Origin of the sequence: Westiellopsis prolifica IICB1 (assembly GCF_004323185.1) — a bacterium.
Classification (GTDB): domain Bacteria; phylum Cyanobacteriota; class Cyanobacteriia; order Cyanobacteriales; family Nostocaceae; genus Pelatocladus; species Pelatocladus prolificus_A.
Genome location: NZ_NAPS01000003.1, coordinates 217,376 through 238,528 on the forward strand (window position 1 = coordinate 217,376; position 21,153 = coordinate 238,528).

The following is a 21,153-nucleotide window of genomic DNA, read 5'->3' on the forward strand; positions in this document are numbered from 1 at the left end:
ATAGAACTGTTTTATGAATAAAAATTCGGAAAATACAAATTACGAGTTATTAATGAAAAAGGCACTGCTTCAACTTAAGCAGGTAAAAGCCAAGCTCAATACTTTAGAAAAAGCGAAGACAGAACCAATTGCCATTATTGGATTAGGCTGTCGCTTTCCTGGAGGCGTAAATAACCCAGAAGCATTCTGGCAACTCTTGCATAATGGGGTAGATGCCATCACAGAGGTACCTAAAGACCGATGGGACATTGATGCTTACTATGATCCAGACCCAGATACTCCTGGAAAGATGTACACCCGCTACGGTGGATTTATCAATCAACAGTTACATGAATTAGATTCTCACTTCTTTGGTATCTCTCCTCGAGAAGCTATGAGTATTGACCCCCAACAACGCTTGCTATTGGAGGTGAGCTGGGAAGCCTTAGAAAACTCTGGTGTAGCACCAGAGGGGTTGGCTGGTAGCCAAACAGGAGTATTTATTGGTATTTCTACTAATGATTATTATCAAATCTTAACAGCTAGAGAAGCTACAGAAATTGATGCTTACCTAACAACCGGCCTTGCTCATAGTGTTACCGCAGGTCGCTTATCTTACTTTCTAGGTCTACAAGGACCAAGTTTAGCAGTAGATACTGCTTGTTCTTCCTCTTTGGTCACAGTTCATTTGGCTTGCCAAAGCTTACGCAGCAAAGAGTGCAACCTAGCCTTGGCTGGAGGTGTAAACCGGATTTTGTTGCCAGAAATTCATATTAATTTCTCACGCGCACGTATGCTATCTCCAGATGGTCGTTGTAAAACCTTTGATGCTTCAGCCAATGGCATTGTTCGTTCCGAAGGGTGTGGCATTGTCGTCCTCAAACGCCTATCAGATGCTTTAGCAGATAGAGATAATATCCTAGCTCTAATTCGTGGTTCTGCGGTGAATCAAGATGGTTACACAAGTGGGTTGACAGTACCTAATGGTTTGTCTCAGCAAACTTTAATTCGCCAAGCCCTAGAAAATGCAGGTGTGGAATCAACTCAGGTAAACTACGTAGAAGCTCATGGTACTGGGACATCTTTGGGAGACCCGATTGAAGTCAGGGCTTTAGGAACTGTATTGGGCAAAAACCGTTCTGAGGATCAACCTCTGCTCATTGGTTCGGTGAAAACTAATCTTGGTCACCTAGAAGCTGCTGCTGGAGTCACAGGTTTAATGAAAGTGGTGCTTTCTCTACAACATGAGGAGATTCCTCCCCATCTGCATTTTCAGCAGCCTAATCCTTTAATTGACTGGGATCAATACTCCTTAATGGTTGCAAATAAATCAATACCCTGGCTTTCAGGGGACAAGCGACGAATTGCGGGAGTCAGTTCCTTTGGCTTTAGCGGTACTAATGCTCATGTTGTCTTAGAAGAGGCACCAAAATTAGAACCTTTAACAAAGGTGACGGAAACGACCAACAATTTTACAGGGGAACGTCCGGCACATCTACTAACACTATCAGCAAAGACCCAAGAAGCCCTCAAGCAGCTAGGGCGTTGTTATGAAAACCATTTAGCAACGCATCCAACCTTAGATATAGAAGATATCTGTTTTAGTGCCAATACTGGGCGATCGCACTTTAATCATCGACTATGCTTGTTAACAGAGTCGTCTACCCAAGCACGAGAAATATTAGCAGCATTGATCGCAGGAAAAGAAGTCACAGGCGTTTTCCAGGGGCAGCATACCAGACCGCCCAAAGTAGCTTTTTTATTCACTGGTCAGGGTTCCCAGTATGCAGATATGGGAAAACAACTCTACTCTACTCAACCAACTTTCCGTGCTACCCTTGACCGCTGTGATGAAATCCTCCGTCCCTACTTAGAAAAGCCATTGTTGAAGGTGCTGTTCCCTGAATCTGGTACAAGTCCCTTTTTGGAAGAAACAGCTTATACACAAAGCGCTCTATTTGCCTTGGAATATGCTCTGTTCCAGTTGTGGACATCCTGGGGTATCCAACCCTCTGCTGTTATGGGTCATAGTGTAGGTGAATATGTTGCCGCAACTGTAGCAGGGGTATTCAGCCTGGAAGATGGACTAAAGCTGGTAGCCTTGAGAGGACGGTTAATGCAGGCACTTTCTCCAAACGGGGAAATGGTGGTCGTGATGGCAGATGAAATAAAGGTGAAAGCTGCTATTGAACTATATGTGCAGAACTTAGCAATTGCACGGAGCGCAGTGCCTTTGGCAATCGCCGCCATTAATGGCCCACAAAATGTGGTCATTTCGGGTGAGCGTCAGGCTGTACAAACAGTCGTGACTATTTTGGAAGCAGAGGGGGTGAAGACAACTAAGCTAAAAGTTTCTCATGCCTTTCACTCCCCTTTGATGAAACCAATGCTTGCAGAGTTTGAGAAAGTTGCCCGACAAGTCACTTACTCTAGTCCGCAGATCAATCTAATTTCCAACCTCACAGGACAGTGGGCAAATGCAGAGATAGCAAATCCTGAGTACTGGTTAACTCATGTTTTGCAATCCGTACAGTTTGCCGCAAGTATGAAAACCTTATACCAAGAGGGTTATGAGGTATTTGTAGAGTGTGGACCGAAGCCAACCTTGTTGGGCATGGGGAGACAATGCTTGCCTGATGAGATCGGCGTGTGGTTGCCTAGTCTGCGTTCAAATGGTTCAGATTGGCAACAGATACTTCAAAGCTTGGCACGGTTATATGTACAAGGAATAGTAGTAGATTGGTCAGCTTTTGACAAAGATTATTCTCGTCCTCGTCTTGTACTACCAACTTATCCCTGGCAACGCCAGCGCTACTGGATTGAGAAAACTAACATTACCAGTCAGAAAACACAATTTTTGGCTCATCGTGGTGCCATATGCCAAAACAATCACCCTTTACTGGGTCAAAGGCTCTATATAGCAGATTCTCAAGAGATTCGCTTTGAAGCCCAAATCCGTCGAGATGTACCTGCTTACTTGGAACACCACTGCGTATATGAGCAGTCGATATTTCCTGGTGCTGGATATATTGAGATGGCATTGGCTGCTGGGACACAGGTATTTAAATCCGATGACTTGATGTTAGAAGATGTCTCTATTCAACAAGCTTTGTTATTACCAGCAGACGAAGTTCAGACATTGCAGTTAAGTTTGACGCCACAAGCTGACAAGGAGTATTTGTTTCAAATATTTAGCTGGCATCCACAGTCAGACGCAGATCAAAACAATTGGGTTTTACATGCTTCTGGAAGGGTGCGAGTGCAGAAACAAGACTCAGAATTAGCACCAGTTGACTTAGCAAGAGTGCAAGCCCAGTGCGCCCAAGAGATATCTGTAACTGACTACTACCAACAACTGCAACAGCAGGGACTTGAGTATAGTCATAGCTTTCAAGCAATTGAGCAACTCTGGCGACACCCAGAAACAGGGGAAGCCCTCGGTCAAATTCGATTAGCAGCAGAATTAGTAGAAGGATCTGGAGATTACAAGCTGCATCCAGTCTTACTAGATGCTTGTTTCCAGGTAGTTGGGGCTGCCATCCCACAGGTTGGTCAATTAGAAACTTATTTACCAATAGGCTTAGAGCGCTTACATATTTATCAGCGTCCAGCTAGCCGCATTTTGAGCCATGTCCAAGTAGATTCAATTCCAAGTTCTCATCAAAAGATATTGAAAGCAACAGTACGTTTATTCACAATAGAAGGACAACTGATTGCCATGGTGTCAGGGCTACGAGTGCAGCGAGCTGATCGCGATCTTTTGTTGAGTCATAAGCAAAAATCGGTGCATTCTTGGTTATACCAAATAGGGTGGCAATCACAGGCATTGTGGAGCCAACAACTATCACCAGACTATCTACAGACTCCTAAACAAATCTGCAATCGCCTCCAATCGGCAAGGTCACAGATGATGGCTCAACCAATTGTAGAAGTTTATGCGGAAGGATTGCATCAATTGGAAGCTTTGAGCTTAGTTTATGTGATCAGTGCTTTTCAGCAACTAGGATGGGATTTTTCACTCCAGGAGCGCTTCTCCACTACTGCACTTGCTCAACAGTTAGGCATAGTCAATCAACACCATCACTTACTCAATCGGCTGCTGGAAATGCTAGCGGAAGAGGGGATACTACAGTCTTGGGGTCAAGATTGGGAAGTTGTACAGACACCCACAATACAGAGTCCCGATCAAATGTGGAGTTCCCTGGTTGCTAAGTACCCAACGGCAAAAGCTGAACTCACCTTACTACAGCGTTGTGGTTCTCAACTGGCATTAGTTCTTCGCGGCAAATCTGACCCCATACAGTTATTGTTTCCTGAAGGAGATTTGACTACAACTACTCAATTATATCAGGATTCTCCAGGGGCACAGATTATGAATTCCCTGGTTCAAAAAGCGATCGCCTTAATTCTAGAGCAATTACCCCTTAGACGTAGTGTACGGGTGTTAGAAATTGGTGCTGGTACTGGCGGTACAACCTCCTACCTCCTGCCACACCTGAACCCTGAACAAACTGAATATGTATTTACGGATATCAGTACTGCATTCACTACAAAAGCAGCGAACAAGTACCAGAATTACCCGTTTGTCAGCTATCAAGTTTTGGATATAGAAGCTGATCCTGTCGCCCAAGGCTTTACTCCTCATCAATTTGATATTATTCTGGCAGCTCATGTCATTCATGCTACTGCAGATTTACAACAAAGCTTGAATCACATACAAAAATTGCTTACGGCAAGAGGAATGCTCGTCCTCTTAGAGGGTACTGGTCGTCAACGTTGGGCAGATTTAATCTTTGGGTTGACTGAGGGTTGGTGGCGATTTACTGATCGAGATTTACGTCCTAACTACCCATTAATTCCCTGCTCTCAATGGCAGAAACTATTACTGGAAATGGGATGGCAAGAGGTTATCACAGTTGCAGAGAATGAATTCACTTCTGCAAGGGAAGTGCCTTCAGCAGTGATAGTGGCTCAAGCTCCTCAGCTGCAAACATCGGAAGTCATACCAACTTCACTGCCGAGGCACTGGCTGATTCTGGCAGATCAGCAAGGTTTAGGTCAGCAATTAACCACTCAGCTACTAGCTCGTGGCGAGGTTTGTAGCATTGTCTTTCCTGGCAAGCAGTATCAATCGATAGGAAAACACCAATTTTACATTAACCCAGCCCATCCCCACGATTGGCAACAGCTGTTACAAGCAGTGCAAAATCACCAGCTTCCTCTGCATGGAGTAGTCCATTTATGGAGCTTGGACGCAATCAAATCACAACCAGCTTTAACTTGTCAAGATTTAAAACTATCTCACGAGTGTAGTTGTGGCAGCGCATTATATTTAGTCCAAGCTTTGTTGCAGGCAAGATTGACACAACCCCCATGTTTGTGGCTAGTGACTCAAGGGGCTATGGCTATAACTCAGTCTTTTGTGCCTGGACTCACTCAATCCCCTTTATGGGGTATGGGTAAGGTAATTGCCCAAGAACATCCAGAACTTAAGTGTGTGCGAGTGGATGTCGATTCAGAAACCATAACCGATACAGCACAAGCTCTATTGGAAGAAATTTGGTTTAGCACAACTAATGAAGATCAAGTGGCTTTTTGTAACCAGAAGCGATACGTAGCAAGGCTAGAGTCTTTTCAACCGATTAAAACAGCGGCAAGTAAATATCAGTTGCCATTTCGTGAGGATGGAACTTATTTAATTACTGGTGGGTTAGGTGGACTCGGTTTGCTCGTCGCTGGTTGGATGGTAGAACATGGAGCAAGGCAATTAGTCTTAGTAGGACGTAGCCAGCCTTCACCTCATGTCAACGCACAGTTACAGGAACTACAACAAGCTGGAGCAAAAGTACTCGTGGCTGAAGCTGATGTTGCACAAACTGAGCAACTCGCGCGAGTACTTTCACAGATAGAAGAAAATGCATTGCCACCGTTACGAGGTATAATTCATGCTGCTGGTGTTTTGGATGATGCAATCGTCTTGCAGCAATCGTGGGAACGTCTGGAAAAGGTGATGGCACCTAAAGTGCAAGGAGCTTGGAATTTGCATACTCTGACTTTACATCAGCCTCTAGACTTCTTTGTGCTGTTTTCGTCTGTTGCATCTTTACTAGGCTCTCCCGGTCAATCTAACCATGCTGCTGCAAACGCTTTTCTGGATGCACTAGCTCATTATCGTCAAGGGCAAGGGCTACCAGGACTCAGTATTAACTGGGGAGCAGTCGCACAGGTAGGAGCTTTCGCCGAACGCCAAACAAGTGGACAAGGGAAAATGAGGGGAACCGGAACCATTGCTCCTCAAGAAGTACTGGAAGTCCTAGAACTGTTGTTCTCACAGTCTGCTACACAAGTTGGGGTAGTACCGATTAACTGGTCACAATTTCAGGAACAATCTGATACATGGTCTAATTGGTCGTTCTTGGCTAATTTCCAGCAATTATCCGAACAGCCAACAGAGCAACAATCTGAGTTTCTCCAACAATTGGAAGCTGTCGCTGCTGATAATCGCCGCGCTTATTTGATAGTTCATGTCTGCTCTCACGTCGCTACAGTTTTGGGCTTAAATCGATCGCAGACGATAAATCCACAGCAGGGGTTTTTCGAGCAAGGGATGGATTCATTAATGTCTGTAGAGTTACGAAATCGCTTGCAAAAAACTTTGGCGTGTTCGCTGCCTTCAACGCTAGCTTTTGACAATCCAACAGTAGAAGCAGTTGCAGATTATTTGATTCGGGAAGTGCTGACTTTAGAGTTTTCCTCAAAATCTAGTGCAGAGTTACAACAAGCGCAAGAAGTGGATGGGAAAGCTGAACTTTTGGAAAGCCTATCCCAAGACGAAATCGCTGATTTATTGGCCAAAAAACTAGCAACATTGGGTTAGGATAAGGATTATATGAGCAACAATTCAGCTAACAACGACTACCGCTCTTTAATGCAGAATGCGCTAATTAAGCTGGAACAAATGCAATCCAAGCTCAATGTTCTAGAGCGTGCTAAGACGGAACCGATCGCTATCGTTGGCATAGGTTGCCGATTTCCAGGAGGTGGTGATAACCCCGACTCCTTTTGGGAACTACTACGTAATGGTGCAGATACGATTACAGAGGTTCCTGCAAACAGATGGGATATTAATGCTTATTATGACTCCGATCCAAATGCTCCTCAGAAAATGTACACCCGCTACGGCAGTTTTTTAGAGCAGGTGGATAAGTTCGACCCTCAATTTTTCGGGATTGCCCCACGGGAAGCTGTATTCATGGACCCCCAGCAACGATTACTTCTGGAGGTAACTTGGGAAGCTCTTGAAAATGCTCAACTACCACCCGTTCAACTGCTGGGTAGCAAAACTGGAGTGTTTGTGGGAGTGATGAATCAGGATTATTTCCTGTTAAGTACTAGCACTTCCCAGGCGATTGATATGTATACAGGTACAGGCAATTCTGTTAGCTTTGCTGCTGGCAGATTGTCTTATATCTTTGGTTTTGAAGGACCAAGTTTAGCGGTAGATACAGCTTGCTCATCATCCCTATTGACTGTTCATTTAGCCTGCCAAAGCCTGCGAACGAGAGAGTGTAATTTAGCTGTAGCAGGCGGAGCCAATCTCATATTATCGCCAATCCCCACAATTCTTGAATGCCGCGCCCAAATGTTATCACCTGACGGTCATTGCAAAACCTTTGACGCTGCTGCTGATGGCTTTGTCAGGGGAGAAGGTTGTGGCATAATAGTTCTTAAACGATTGTCAGATGCCTTAGCTGATAAAGATAATATTTTGGCGCTAATCAGAGGCTCGGCTGTAAATCAGGATGGTCGCAGTAGTGGGATGACAGTTCCTAGGGGTCCTGCTCAGGAGAAATTAATTCGTCAAGCTTTGACAAATGCCGGTATTAATGAACCTGCACAGGTCAGCTATATAGAAGCTCATGGCACTGGTACATCTCTAGGAGACCCCATTGAGGTTAAAGCTCTTGGATCTGTCTTCGGTAAAAACCGCCCTCAAAATCAACCATTGATCATTGGTTCCGTCAAAACCAATCTTGGCCATTTGGAAGGAGCTGCTGGGATTGCAGGTTTAATAAAAGTTGTGCTTTCCCTGCAACATGAGGAAATTCCACCTAATTTGCACTTTAAACAGCCTAATCCTTACATTGCCTGGGAAAAATTACCAGTGACAGTGCCAACACAACGCTTACCCTGGCCCCAGGGAGAAAGGCCGCGGATTGCGGGAGTCAGCTCGTTTGGTTTTAGTGGTACTAATGCTCATGTTGTGTTGGAAGAGGCACCAAGATTAGAGTCAGTACAAGCTGAAGCTAATAGCAAAATGCTAATGGAACGCCCCATACATATGCTGACACTCTCAGCAAAGACACAAGAAGCGCTCAAACACTTAGCATTACGATATCAAAACCAGCTAGTTAACAATCCAAATTTAGATATAAAAGATATATGCTTTAGTTCTACGACTGGGCGATCGCACTTTCCCCATAGACTCTGCGTATTAACAGAATCATCAACTCAAGCGCAACAAAAGTTAGCAGCATTTGCTGCTAAACAACACTCAACAGGAATATTTGCGGGACAAGCTATCAGTCAACCTAAAATAGCATTTTTATTTACAGGTCAAGGGTCACAGTACGTAGGGATGGGAAAAGAACTCTACAACACTCAACCAACTTTCCGTGCCGCGATTGACCAATGTGATGAAATTCTGCGCCCCTATGTGCAAAAGCCTTTACTCTCGGTACTGTATCCGAACCCAGAACAAAGCTCTCCTATAGATCAAACCGTTTATACACAAAGCGCTTTATTTGCTCTAGAATATGCCCTGTTTCAATTGTTGACTTCTTGGGGAATACAGCCAAACTGTGTGATGGGTCATAGTCTGGGCGAGTATGTAGCAGCAACTGTCGCAGGAGTGTTTAGCTTAGAAGATGGGTTGAAATTAATTGCCGCACGAGGGCGATTGATGCAAGCACTACCAGAAAATGGTGCCATGGTCGCAATTATGGCAGATCTGGCTCAAGTCGAAGCTGCGCTCGCACCATATAAGCATAAGGTGGCCTACGCCGCGATCAACACTCCCACAAATGCAGTCATTTCTGGTGAAATTCAAGCTGTACAAACACTCGCAACAGCATTGGCTGCCCAAGGGATAAAGACAACCAGACTCAAAGTGTCCCATGGCTTCCACTCTCCTTTGATGACACCTATGCTTGAGGAATTTGAGCAAGTTCTGCGACAGGTCAAATTCTCTCGCCCAGGCATAGATTTAATCTCTAATCTCACAGGTCAACTTGCCACACAAGAGATCGCAACTCCAGAGTACTGGTTGAAGCATATTTTGCTGCCAGTACAATTTGCTACTAGTATGCAAACACTGCATCAGCTAGGGTATGAAGTCTTTGTTGAGTGTGGACCTAAGCCTGTATTACTGACAATGGCAAGACAATGTTTGCCTGAAGATGTGGGAGTCTGGCTACCTTGTTTGCGTTTTGGCACACCCGATTGGCAGCAGATGTTAGAGAGTTTAGGACAATTATATGTACGCGGAGTTGCTGTTGATTGGTCTGGTTTTGACCGGGATTATCAAAGGCACAAGGTAGTACTGCCAACCTATCCTTGGCAAAGACAGTCTTATTGGATTGAAACAGCTGAAGAACCCATAATCAAAAAACAAAAATCTCTGCTTCAAAATCGATATCATCCTTTACTTGGTCAAAGGTTAAAATCAGCGGTCAAAGAGATTTTATTTGAAAATTATCTTGAGCCAGATGTACCCGCTTTTCTCAAACACCACTGTATCTACCAGAAAGTCGTTTTACCAGCTGCTGCTTACTTAGAGATGGCACTAGCTGCTGGTCATGCTGTGTTCAAGTCTAAGAATTTCGCGATCGAAAACTTTGTTATTGGGCAAGCGCTGGTCTTGCCAGAAGATGAAATTCAGACTGTACAATTGATTCTTAATCAGGAAAAAATTGGATCTTCATTCCAAATTTATAGCCTTATAACCAATGGTGAAGAGCCAGAGAATTCACTATGGAAATTACATAGTTTTGGAAAGATTACTGTTAAACAACAAAATTCACAATTAGAAAGTATTGACTTAAGCCAGTTACAAACTCAGATTACTGAAGAGTTATCTGTAGAAGCTTATTATCAATATTGTCGAGAACGGGGCGTTGATTACGGTTCCAGTTTTCAGGCTATTAAACAACTTTGGAAACGATCTAAAGAAGCCTTAGGTTGGATTCAGATACCACAAGACTTAGTACCTGAAGCAGAGAAATATCAATTGCACCCGGTAATACTTGATAATAGCTTTCAGGTAAGTATGGCTGCTTGTCCTGAGTTAGTCAATTCAAACTTAGAATCAGTAGTTTATTTGCCAGTCGGTATAGAGGGCTTACAGGTCTACCGTAGCCCAGGTACAAACTTATGGATTCATGCTCAGGTACGCCCAGTCAATGATTCAAATCCACAGACTTTGACAGTAGATTTACGTTTGTTTGAAGAAACCGGAGCCATTGTCGCTCAGATAGAAGGTCTTTCCTTAAAACAAACAAATCAAGAGATATTATTACAAGGTCTTCATAAAGAGGGAAGAGATTGGTTATATGAAATTAAGTGGCAACCTAAAGTTCACGAAAATAACCAAAATCCATCTTTGTTAAAGGAACCAGGCAGTTGGTTATTATTTGCTGATACCACAGGAGTCGGGGTTAAGGTAGCGCAACTACTAGAAGAGCAAGGAGAACATTGCATTCTAGTTTTTCCTAGTCAATCTTACAAGAGTAACTCTGGAAAAGAATACTACATTAACCCATCTAATTTCACGGATTTTCAGCATTTGCTCTCAGACATCATCAAGGATAATCAACCTCCATACCGAGGTGTTGTCCATTTATGGAGTATGGAAAGTGGAGCAGAAACATCTCTCAGGACTTTACAGCAGGCACAACATTTTACTTGTGAGAGCGTACTATATTTAGTACAAACTTTGGTACAAGCTGAATGGTCTCAACCTCCACGTCTATGGTTAGTGACACGAGGAGCACAGCCAGTGAGTGGAATTTCAGAACAATTGCATCTGCAACAATCTCCTTTATGGGGTCTGGGTAAAGTTATTGCTTTAGAGCATCCTCAACTTAACTGTACACGTTTAGACTTGAACCCATTAGAAGAAAAGGATGAAATTCAAAATTTATTTACACAGTTGTGGTCTCCCGACTCAGAAGATCAAATTGCTTATCGTCAACAAATTCGTTATGTTGCAAGACTTCAATCTGCTACCCTTAGTTCTGAAAGCGAAGGACACATTCAATTACCAATCAACCAACCTTTGCGATTAAAAATATCTAATTATGGCAGTTTTGAGAATTTAATCCTGGAACAAACGACTCGCCGCCATCCAGAACCTGATGAGGTAGAGATCCAAGTTTACGCGACAGGGCTAAACTTCAGAGACGTCCTGAATGCTTTAGGGATGCTCAAAGAATACTATGAAGAATATTTGGGTGTTTCCTCTGCCACTGATATGACCTTTGGGTTTGAATGTGCTGGGAAAATAGTAGCAGTGGGAGAAAATGTTTCAAACTTGGCAGTGGGCGATGATGTTGTAGCAGTCATGACTCATGATGCTTTGGGGAGCTTCATAACCATTCGGGCTGATTTAGTTGCCCTTAAGCCACAAAACTTGAGCTATGAGGAAGCTGCCACAACTGCTCTTGCTTTTTTGACAGCCTACTATGGGCTGCATTACTTGGCGAAAATTCAACCTGGAGACCGGGTGTTGATTCATGCTGCGGCTGGGGGTGTAGGTCAAGCAGCAGTTCAGTTGGCTCAAAGAGCAGGCGCAGAAGTTTTTGCCACAGCGAGTGAAGCCAAGTGGAAGTTTCTCAGATCAATGGGAGTAAAATATGTCATGAACTCCCGTACTTTGAATTTTGTGTCGGAAGTCATGAATCTTACGCAGGAGAAAGGGGTAGATATCGTTCTTAATAGCCTCAACGGCGAATTTATTACTAAAAGCTTTGAAGTTTTGGGTCAGGGAGGTCGATTCGTCGAAATTGGTAAAATTAATATCTGGGATGAAAATCGAGTCAAAGCTAACAGACCCGATGTCTCCTATTTCCCCTTCGATTTAGGAGAAGTAGAGCATCGTCATCCAGGTTTAATTCCAGCAATGCTGAAGGACTTGATGCACCAATTGAAACAAAATAACCTGAAACCGTTGCCTCATAAAGTGTTTTCTATTCAAAATGTGGTAGACGCCTTCCGCTACATGGCAAGTGCCAAGCATATTGGAAAGGTAGTAGTTTCTATGCCAGAAGTTGCTGCTGGTGCTGAAGGTTCAAAGGTATTGATTCAAGAAAATGGTACTTACTTAATTACAGGGGGTTTGGGGGCACTGGGACTTCAGGTTGCTCAATGGATGGTAGAGCAGGGAGTGCAGCATATAGTCTTAGCTGGACGTTGTGGAGCTTCAAAGGCTGCACAGGAGATTATCAATAAACTAGAGCATACGGGAACTCAGATTCTAATTGTCAAGGCCGATATTTCCAACCTCGAAGATATCACTAGGTTGTTGGATGAGATTAAAGTCTCAATGCCTCCTTTACGAGGAGTTGTACATGCTGCAGGTATACTAGATGATGGAGTGCTTTTGCAGCAAAATTGGCAACAGTTTCAGCGGGTCATGGCTCCAAAGCTGGAAGGCGCATGGAATCTGCATACCTTGACTCAGAATTTGCCGTTGGACTTTTTTGTCTGCTTTTCATCAATCGCTTCATTTTTAGGCTCACCTGGTCAAGGAAACTACGCAGCAGGCAACGCCTTTATGGATGCCTTAGCTCATTATCGTCGAAGTTTAGGTCTGCCAGCGTTAACTATTAACTGGGGAGCATGGGGCAGTGTTGGCATGGCATCAGAATTGGATAGTGCCAATCAGCAACGATTAAGGGATTTAGGATTAGATTCAATTTCTCCTAGCAAAGGATTACAGATATTTGGTGAATTGCTGAGACAAAACATCACTCAAGTGGCGGTGCAGCCGATCAACTGGTTGAAATTGGCACAGCAATTCTCAACTCCATTCCTGGAAAATATTACCCAAGCATCTCGACAAACTTTAACGCAGCAAGCGGAGTTGTTGGAACAACTAAAAGCAACTTCTGCTGATAAGCGTCTGGAAGTTTTGACGACTTACGTTCGCTCTCAAGTAGCTAAAGTTTTAGGTTTGAGTTCACCAGAGCAAATCTCATTACGTCAAAGGTTGTTTGACTTGGGAATTGACTCTCTCATGGCTGTTGAGTTAAAAAATCGATTGGAAACCAGTTTAGGGCATTCTCTCCGTTCAACCTTAATATTTGACTATCCTACATTAGAAGCACTTGTTGATTATTTAGCTTTAGAAATATTGAAGTTCGACCGCGAGTCTGTAGATGAAGTTTTTGGGGAACGAGAGGAAATTGATTTATGAAAAGCATTGCTGAGTTTTTGTTTTATCTTAATAAATTAGATATAAAAGTCTGGGCTGATGGCGATCGCTTACGTTGCAATGCCCCCAAAGGAAGACTGACAGAAGCTCTTCGTGCCGAAATAGCCGAGCGTAAAGAAGAAATTCTCAAGTTTTTGCACCAGGGGCAGCATGATTCACACTCTCACCTTGAAGTTATTCAGGCAGTTGCCCGTAATCAAAATCTCCCTTTATCTTTCGCTCAACAAAGGCTCTGGTTTCTCGATCAACTGGAAGAAAACAGTGCTAGTTACAATTTACCAGCAGCAATACACCTGAAGGGACAAATTCAGGTTGCTGCTCTCAACCAGGCCATTCAAGAAATTGTCATGCGCCATGAAGTCTTGCGTACTACTTTTTCAATGGTGAATGGTACTCCTGTGCAGACCATTGCTTCTAGGAGCAATATAAATCTCATAGAAGTGGACTTATCGTCTGTGCCCAATGCAGAACAAGCAGCTGAAGTAGAAAGATTGGCAACACAAGAGGCGAACCGCTCCTTCAATCTTGAAACCGATCCTCTACTGCGTATCGCGCTGCTGCACCTAGCCCAGAAGGAACAGGTGCTACTGATAAATATGCATCACATTATTTCTGATGGTTGGTCGATGGGGATATTCGTTCGCGAGCTATCCACACTTTATAATGCCTTCTGCCAAGGAAAGCCCTCACCCTTGCCCAAATTGCTCATCCAGTATGCTGACTTTGCAGTATGGCAACATCAGTGGCTTAGTAGAGAAGTGCTAGACACTCAGCTGAGCTATTGGAAAGAGCAGTTAGCACGGGTACCCCCAATACTAGAACTGCCGACTGACCGACCACGCCCACCAGTACAGACTTTCCGGGGTAGTACACAATCCTTCCAACTTTCTAAAGAGCTTACTTTAAAGCTAAAAACCCTAAGCCAGCAGTCTGAAGCCACTTTATTCATGACTTTGCTGGCCGCCTTCGCAACTCTACTCTATCGTTACAGTGATCAAGATGACATTGTTATCGGTTCTCCTATTGCTAACCGTAATCGTAAAGAAATCGAGCCTTTGATTGGCTTTTTTGTTAACACCCTAGTACTGCGGGCTAATTTGGTAGGCAATCCTACTTTTGTGGAATTAATGGTTCGAGTCAGACAGATGGCACTAGCAGCCTACAACCATCAGGACTTGCCTTTTGAAAAATTAGTAGAAGCATTGCAACCGGAGCGAAACCTGAGCCATCATCCTCTATTTCAGGTGATGTTCGTACTTCAGAAGACACCGTTAGAACCTTTGGAACTGCCAGGTCTGACTCTTACTCCCCTAGATTTGAATAATACAACATCCAAGTTCGATGTGACTTTATCAATGGTCGAGATCGAGTCGGGACTCACAGGAACATGGGAGTACAATAGCGATCTGTTTGATGCCACTACAATTCACCGGATGATCGGCCATTTTCAGACTTTACTTGAAGCAATAGTGGCCAATCCCCAATTGCAAGTATCGGAATTGTCTCTAATAACAGAAGCAGAGCGACACCAGCTGTTAGTAAAATGGAACGATACTCAGGCCGAGTATCCAGCAAAATGTATTCATCAGCTGTTTGAAGAGCAAGTGAAGCGGATTCCAGATGCAATAGCGTTAGTGTTCGAGAACCAGCAGTTGACCTACCGCGAGTTGAATATCCGAGCTAATCAGCTGGCACATTATCTACAAGATCTGGGTGTGGGACCAGAGATATTAGTAGGAATATGTTTAGAGCGATCAGTAGAAATGTTGGTCGGAATCTTGGGCATTTTGAAAGCTGGTGGAGCTTATGTACCCATGGATCCGGCCTATCCCCAAGAACGCTTGGAATTTATGCTGTCACATACCCAGATGCCAGTGCTGTTAACTCAAGCGCAGTTTGTCACTGCCTTGCCATCCCATACAGGAAAGAACATTTGCTTAGACACTGACTGGAACCAAATCAATCAAAAGAGCGTAGAAAATCCTATTAGTTGGGTTAAGCCTGAAAACTTAATTTATGTGATTTACACCTCTGGTTCTACAGGAAAGCCCAAGGGAGTTCAAGTTCTTCATCAATCCGTGAGCAATTTCTTAAATTCCATGCTCCACAAACCTGGATTGAGAGATCGAGATTCTTTGCTAGCTGTTACTACTATCTCTTTTGATATTGCTGTTCTGGAACTTTTCTTGCCCTTGATTGTCGGGGCGAGAGTCGTCTTAGTCAGCCGTGAAGAGACCACAGACGGTGCAAAGTTGTTAGCAAAATTGATTGACTCACAAGCTACAGTCATGCAAGCCACTCCAGCAACCTGGCGTCTACTTTTAGCTGCTGGCTGGGAAAGAACTCCCCAATTAAAAATTCTCTGCGGTGGTGAAGGTTTACCTAAAGAACTCGCTCATCAGTTACTAAATAAAAGCAATTCTGTTTGGAATTTGTACGGGCCTACTGAGGCTACTGTATGGTCTACTGTTCATCAAGTTGAGAAAAGTCAATCAAGTGAATCGATCGACTCTTTAGTTCTTATTGGTCGCCCCATTAATAATACTCAAATCCATATTTTAGACCGTAATTTTCAACTATTACCTATTGGAGTTTCAGGAGAATTGTTTATAGGCGGCGACGGACTAGCCCGAGGATATTTAAATCTTCCAGAGTTGACCGAACAAAAATTTATTTCTAACCCCTTTAGCAATAAACTTTCTCCTCACCTGTATAGAACCGGAGACTTAGCTCGGTACTTACCCGATGGTAATATCGAATTGATCGGTCGTATTGACTCTCAGGTAAAGATTCGCGGCTTTCGCATAGAACTAGGAGAAATCGAAGCAATACTGAGTCAATACCCCCAGGTACGGGAGACGGTAGTCATCGCCCACGAAGATCAACCGAGCAACAAGCGTCTAGTAGCTTACGTGGTTGCTCACCAAAAATCACTAACCAGCAGTGAACTGCGTAGATTCCTTAAGAAGAATTTGCCCGAGTATATGATTCCAAGTACCTTTGTGCTGTTAGAGGCGCTACCTCTGACTCCCAACGGTAAAGTAGATCGTAGCTCTTTACCTATTCCACAAACTTTTCGCCCCCAATTGGAAGCAGCTTATGTTATGCCCCAGACAGAATCTGAGCGGCTCATTGCAGCTGTTTGGCAGGAAACGCTGAAGCTAGAGCGAGTGGGAATTCATGACAATTTCTTTGAGTTGGGAGGTCATTCATTACTTACAGTTCAGATTTATAACAAACTGCAAGAAATATTTGGGCAAAAGCTATCAATAATAGAAATGTTTAAATATCCAACTATATATTCTTTGGCTCAACATTTAACTCAGCAGCATAGTGAACGAGCTTCTGATCAGCAAAGCCGCAACCGCGCTAATAACCGTAGTACTCGTCAAGGTCTCATAAAGCAACAAAGGCAAGTCAGACAAAAGCATCACTCTACTAACAAATATTAAGTGAGAACTTCTTGATGAATGAACTGTACCTAGCCAATTCCAATCATAATTCAGCAATAGCCATTATCGGTATGTCCTGTCGTGTTCCAAAGGCAAAAAATATTGATGAATTCTGGCAAAATCTTCGAGATGGCGTGGAATCTATTTCATTTTTTTCTGCTCAAGAACTAGAGTCTGAAGGCATAGACCTTAGCCTACTGGATAATCCTAATTATGTCAAAGCCAGCTCCATCTTGTCAGATATTGATCTGTTTGATGCTTCCTTCTTCGACTTCAATCCCAGAAAAGCTGAAATCATGGATCCTCAACATCGACTTTTTCTGGAGTGTGCTTGGGATGTGCTGGAAAATGCAGGTTACGACAGTGAAAATTACGAAGGAGCTATTGGTGTTTATGCTGGTGTAGGTATGAACACTTATTTACTTAACAATCTTTATCCAAACCGCAATTTGTTGGAGTCACTAGGCGATTTCCAGCTCATGATCGGGAATGATAAAGATTTTCTGGCTACTTGTGTCTCCTACAAGCTGAACTTAAAGGGACCAAGTATTAATGTTCAAACTGCCTGTTCTACTTCACTAGTAGCAGTTCATTTGGCTTGTCAAAGCTTACTGAATGGTGAATGTGATATGGCTTTAGCTGGTGGGGTTACAATTCGCGTTCCTGAAAAGGTTGGCTATTTTTATCGAGAGGGGATGATTTTTTCAGCCGATGGACACTGCCGTGCCTTTGATGCCCAAGCTCAGGGTACAGTTGGCGGCAGTGGTCTGGGTATTGTCGTCCTAAAAAGACTAGAAGATGCCTTGACAGATGGCGACTGCATTCACGCGGTCATCAAAGGTTCAGCTATCAATAACGACGGTTTGATCAAAGTAGGCTATACAGCACCTAGCGTAGATGGGCAGGCAGCAGTGATCGCCGAGGCTCAAGCTATAGCGGGGGTAGAGGCTGAGAAAATTTCCTATATAGAAACTCACGGCACCGGTACGTCTCTAGGAGACCCCATTGAAATTGCTGCCCTCACCCAAGCTTTTGAAGCAACAACTGATAAGAAGGGCTTCTGTGCGATCGGTTCTGTAAAAACCAATGTCGGTCATCTAGATACCGCAGCTGGGGTAGTGGGTCTAATCAAAACTGTCCTGGCACTTAAACATAAGTTAATACCACCAAGTTTACACTTTAAAAAGCCTAATCCCAAGATCGATTTTGTCAACAGTCCTTTCTACGTCAATACCAACCTCTCCGAATGGAAAACAGATGGAACTCCCCGTCGATCTGGAATTAGTTCTTTTGGGATTGGGGGTACTAATGCCCATGTTGTCCTAGAAGAAGCACCTGCTCTCGAACCCTCCGGATCATCTCGCCCTTGGCAATTGATCGTCCTCTCAGCCAAAACTAGCTCTGCCCTAGATGCTGCAACTGTCAATCTGGGCAAACATTTACAGCAGCATCCCAATCTTAACCTCGCTGATGTTGCTTACACGCTCAGTCAAGGGCGCAGAGCTTTCAACTGTCGCCGGATGCTGCTGTGCCAGAATCAAAATGAGGCAGCTGCTACCCTAAGTTCTTCTAGTTCGCCACAAGTTTTTACTAGCTATCGAGAGGCTGGAACACGGCCGATCACGTTTATGTTTTCCGGTCAAGGCGCGCAGTACGTAAATATGGCTCTGGAACTATACCAGACTGAGCCAGTATTTCGCGCACGGATTGACCAATGTGCGGAAATACTCAAACCCCTACTAGGACGAGACCTGCGTCACGTACTTTACCCTGATGCGGAAGGAGTTGCAGCAGCAACGCAGCAACTGCAAGAGACTGAAATTGCACAGCCGGCGCTTTTTGTCCTTGAATATGCTTTAGCCCAGTTATGGATGCACTGGGGAGTGCATCCCCAAACGATGATCGGTCACAGCATCGGCGAATATGTCGTCGCCTGTCTGGCTGGCGTATTCTCCCTGGAAGAAGCTCTGGCCTTAGTTGCCGCCCGAGGGCAGTTGATGCAGCAATTGCCGGTAGGAAAAATGCTAGCTGTTCCATTGTCAGCGACGGAAGTTCAATCTCTTCTAAGCCAAACACTCGATCTGGCAGCAATCAATGGACCATCCTTGTGTGTGGTTTCAGGTCTTGCAGAGGCAGTGGAAATGTTTCAGAAGCAACTGGCCGAGCAAGGCGTAGAGTGTCGGTACTTACATACTTCTCACGCCTTTCATTCCCACATGATGGAGCCGATTTTAATTCCGTTTGCCCAACGAGTCAAGCAAGTTAGCTTAAAACCTCCCCAAATTCCTTACTTGTCCAACGTCACCGGCACCTGGATTACGGCAGCTGAAGTTACCAGTTCAGAGTATTGGGTTAGGCATTTGCGTGAGACGGTGCATTTTTACGAGAGCCTACAGCAGTTATTAACAGATCCAGAACAAATTCTTCTCGAGGTGGGGCCAGGAGAGGCTTTGAGTACTTTAGCTAAACGCCATCCCGATAAGGTACCTGATCAGGTAGTATTATCTTCAATACGCCATCCGCAACAGAGCCAATCTGATGTAGCTTTTTTATTGACAACTTTGGGCCAGTTGTGGTTGACGGGAGTGGATGTGAATTGGGCGAAATTTTATGCTCAGGAGCAACGCTATCGCGTGCCTTTGCCGACTTATCCCTTTGAGCGCCAGCGTTACTGGATTGAACCAGCCAGGAGCGATCAGCAGCTATTACCAAACGACTTGCTTTCTCCGCAAGAAATCAGCGATCGCCTCGTATCCGAGTTAGATCGATTGACCAATCAGTATAATATTCGATATGTGGACAAGCCTGTCAGCGATCACCACTCCCAAAGTTCATCTTCGCAGACTTCTGAAGCTACAGAATGCTCTGAAAAATCTGAAAACAGCGATTCAAGCTGTCTCTACCCAAGACCAAATTTGCAGAATGGTTATGTTGCTCCTCGCAATCAGTTCGAACAAACTATTGCCGACATTTGGCAAAAATTCCTGGGTATCGAGCAGGTGGGAATCGAAGATGATTTCTTCGAGTTGGGGGGAGATTCTCTATTAGCGATTCAGCTCATTTCCAAGTTACGTGAAACTTTTCAAACTAACTTCTCTTCAGGCAACTTCTTGAAGAAACCTACTATTGCAGTACTGGCTACATCAATCGAAGAAACAATTTCGATTATCAAGCTTCCCAATCAAAAACTACAGTCAGTTCTCCCCTCCTCGCTCATAGAAATTCAGCCTGGTAGTAGTTTGAAAAAACCTTTGTTTCTGGTGCATCCGGCTGATGGACAAATTTATTTGTTTCGCGATCTTGTACGTCAGTTAGATTCAGATTTACCAATTTATGTGTTCCAAGATCCGGGTCTAGAAGGAGAAATCGAACCTTTTATCCGAGTTGAGGAAATGGCTGCTTACTACATCAAAGCCCTGCGTGTTCTTCAGCCTGAAGGTCCATATTTTTTGGGGGGGTCTTCCTTTGGAGGTTGTGTTGCTTTCGAGATATCACAACAACTTCACTCGCTGGGTCAAAAAGTGGCGTTTTTAGCCCTGATGGATACCCCAGGTCCAAACCAAATATCAGCACAAATGGTAGATAAGATAGTCATCCCTACTGACGCGAGCAACAGCCAGTTCAAAAACTATTCCATTTCTCTGGACGCCTTTCAGGATCTAAGTGCCGAAGCACAAATGATTAACGCTTTGAAACAAGTTAAGTTTGTTAATCGCCTCTTTTCTGAGATTGAGCAACGTCAAGCTCTCCAATTTCTCCGCGTCTTCAAAGCGAATTTGCAGGCTCTGTCTAACTATGTACCGCGGTCTTATCCTGGTCGAATAACTTTTTTCAAAGCCAGAGAACAGTGGATGGAATTCTCTCCATCAAATCCAGAATTACCCTGGATTGATGTAGCTGCTGGTGGGATAGAAATACACCTCGTCCCCGGAAACCACATTACTATGAACTTTGCTCCCCACGTTCAATTCTTAGCTGAACGGCTGAAAAATTGCATCGAAAAAGCGCAGGTAGAGGAAGAAAAAACTGTCAGGATGACAATATGAAATTTGAGTTAAAGTCGTGTTTTTTAATGTCAACCCACACAATCATTACATTATGTTTATTGAACCACATATTGCAACTTTGACCCAAAAATCGCAGCATTGATTGGATTGAGTTAATGAAAAAAATAGGTCTATCTAAATTTTTACTAATATGACCTCTCAAACTCAATTTTCGATCTCCGAA

Annotated in this window: 4 protein-coding genes; all 4 read left to right on the forward strand. The window is 43.9% G+C overall.

The window, feature by feature from the left end; genetic code table 11:
- Window positions 1-13 precede the first annotated feature (13 nt).
- The 4 genes from B4U84_RS26465 to B4U84_RS26480 are packed head-to-tail and all read left to right on the forward strand — an operon-like array spanning window position 14 to window position 20,969.
- Complete coding sequence (locus tag B4U84_RS26465; protein WP_165490363.1) at window positions 14-6,856, forward strand: type I polyketide synthase; 6,843 nt, start codon at window positions 14-16, stop codon at window positions 6,854-6,856.
- 12 nt (window positions 6,857-6,868) lie between these two features.
- A complete protein-coding gene (locus B4U84_RS26470) occupies window positions 6,869-13,453 on the forward strand; it encodes an SDR family NAD(P)-dependent oxidoreductase (RefSeq protein ID WP_131121165.1) in 6,585 nt (2,194 codons plus the stop codon).
- A complete protein-coding gene (locus tag B4U84_RS26475) occupies window positions 13,450-16,923 on the forward strand; it encodes a non-ribosomal peptide synthetase (RefSeq protein WP_131121166.1) in 3,474 nt (1,157 codons plus the stop codon). The genes B4U84_RS26470 and B4U84_RS26475 overlap by 4 nt, the downstream gene beginning before the upstream one ends.
- 14 nt (window positions 16,924-16,937) lie before the next feature.
- Window positions 16,938-20,969, forward strand: coding sequence for a type I polyketide synthase (locus B4U84_RS26480; RefSeq protein ID WP_131121167.1), 4,032 nt, complete (start codon window positions 16,938-16,940; stop codon window positions 20,967-20,969).
- Window positions 20,970-21,153 lie beyond the last annotated feature (184 nt).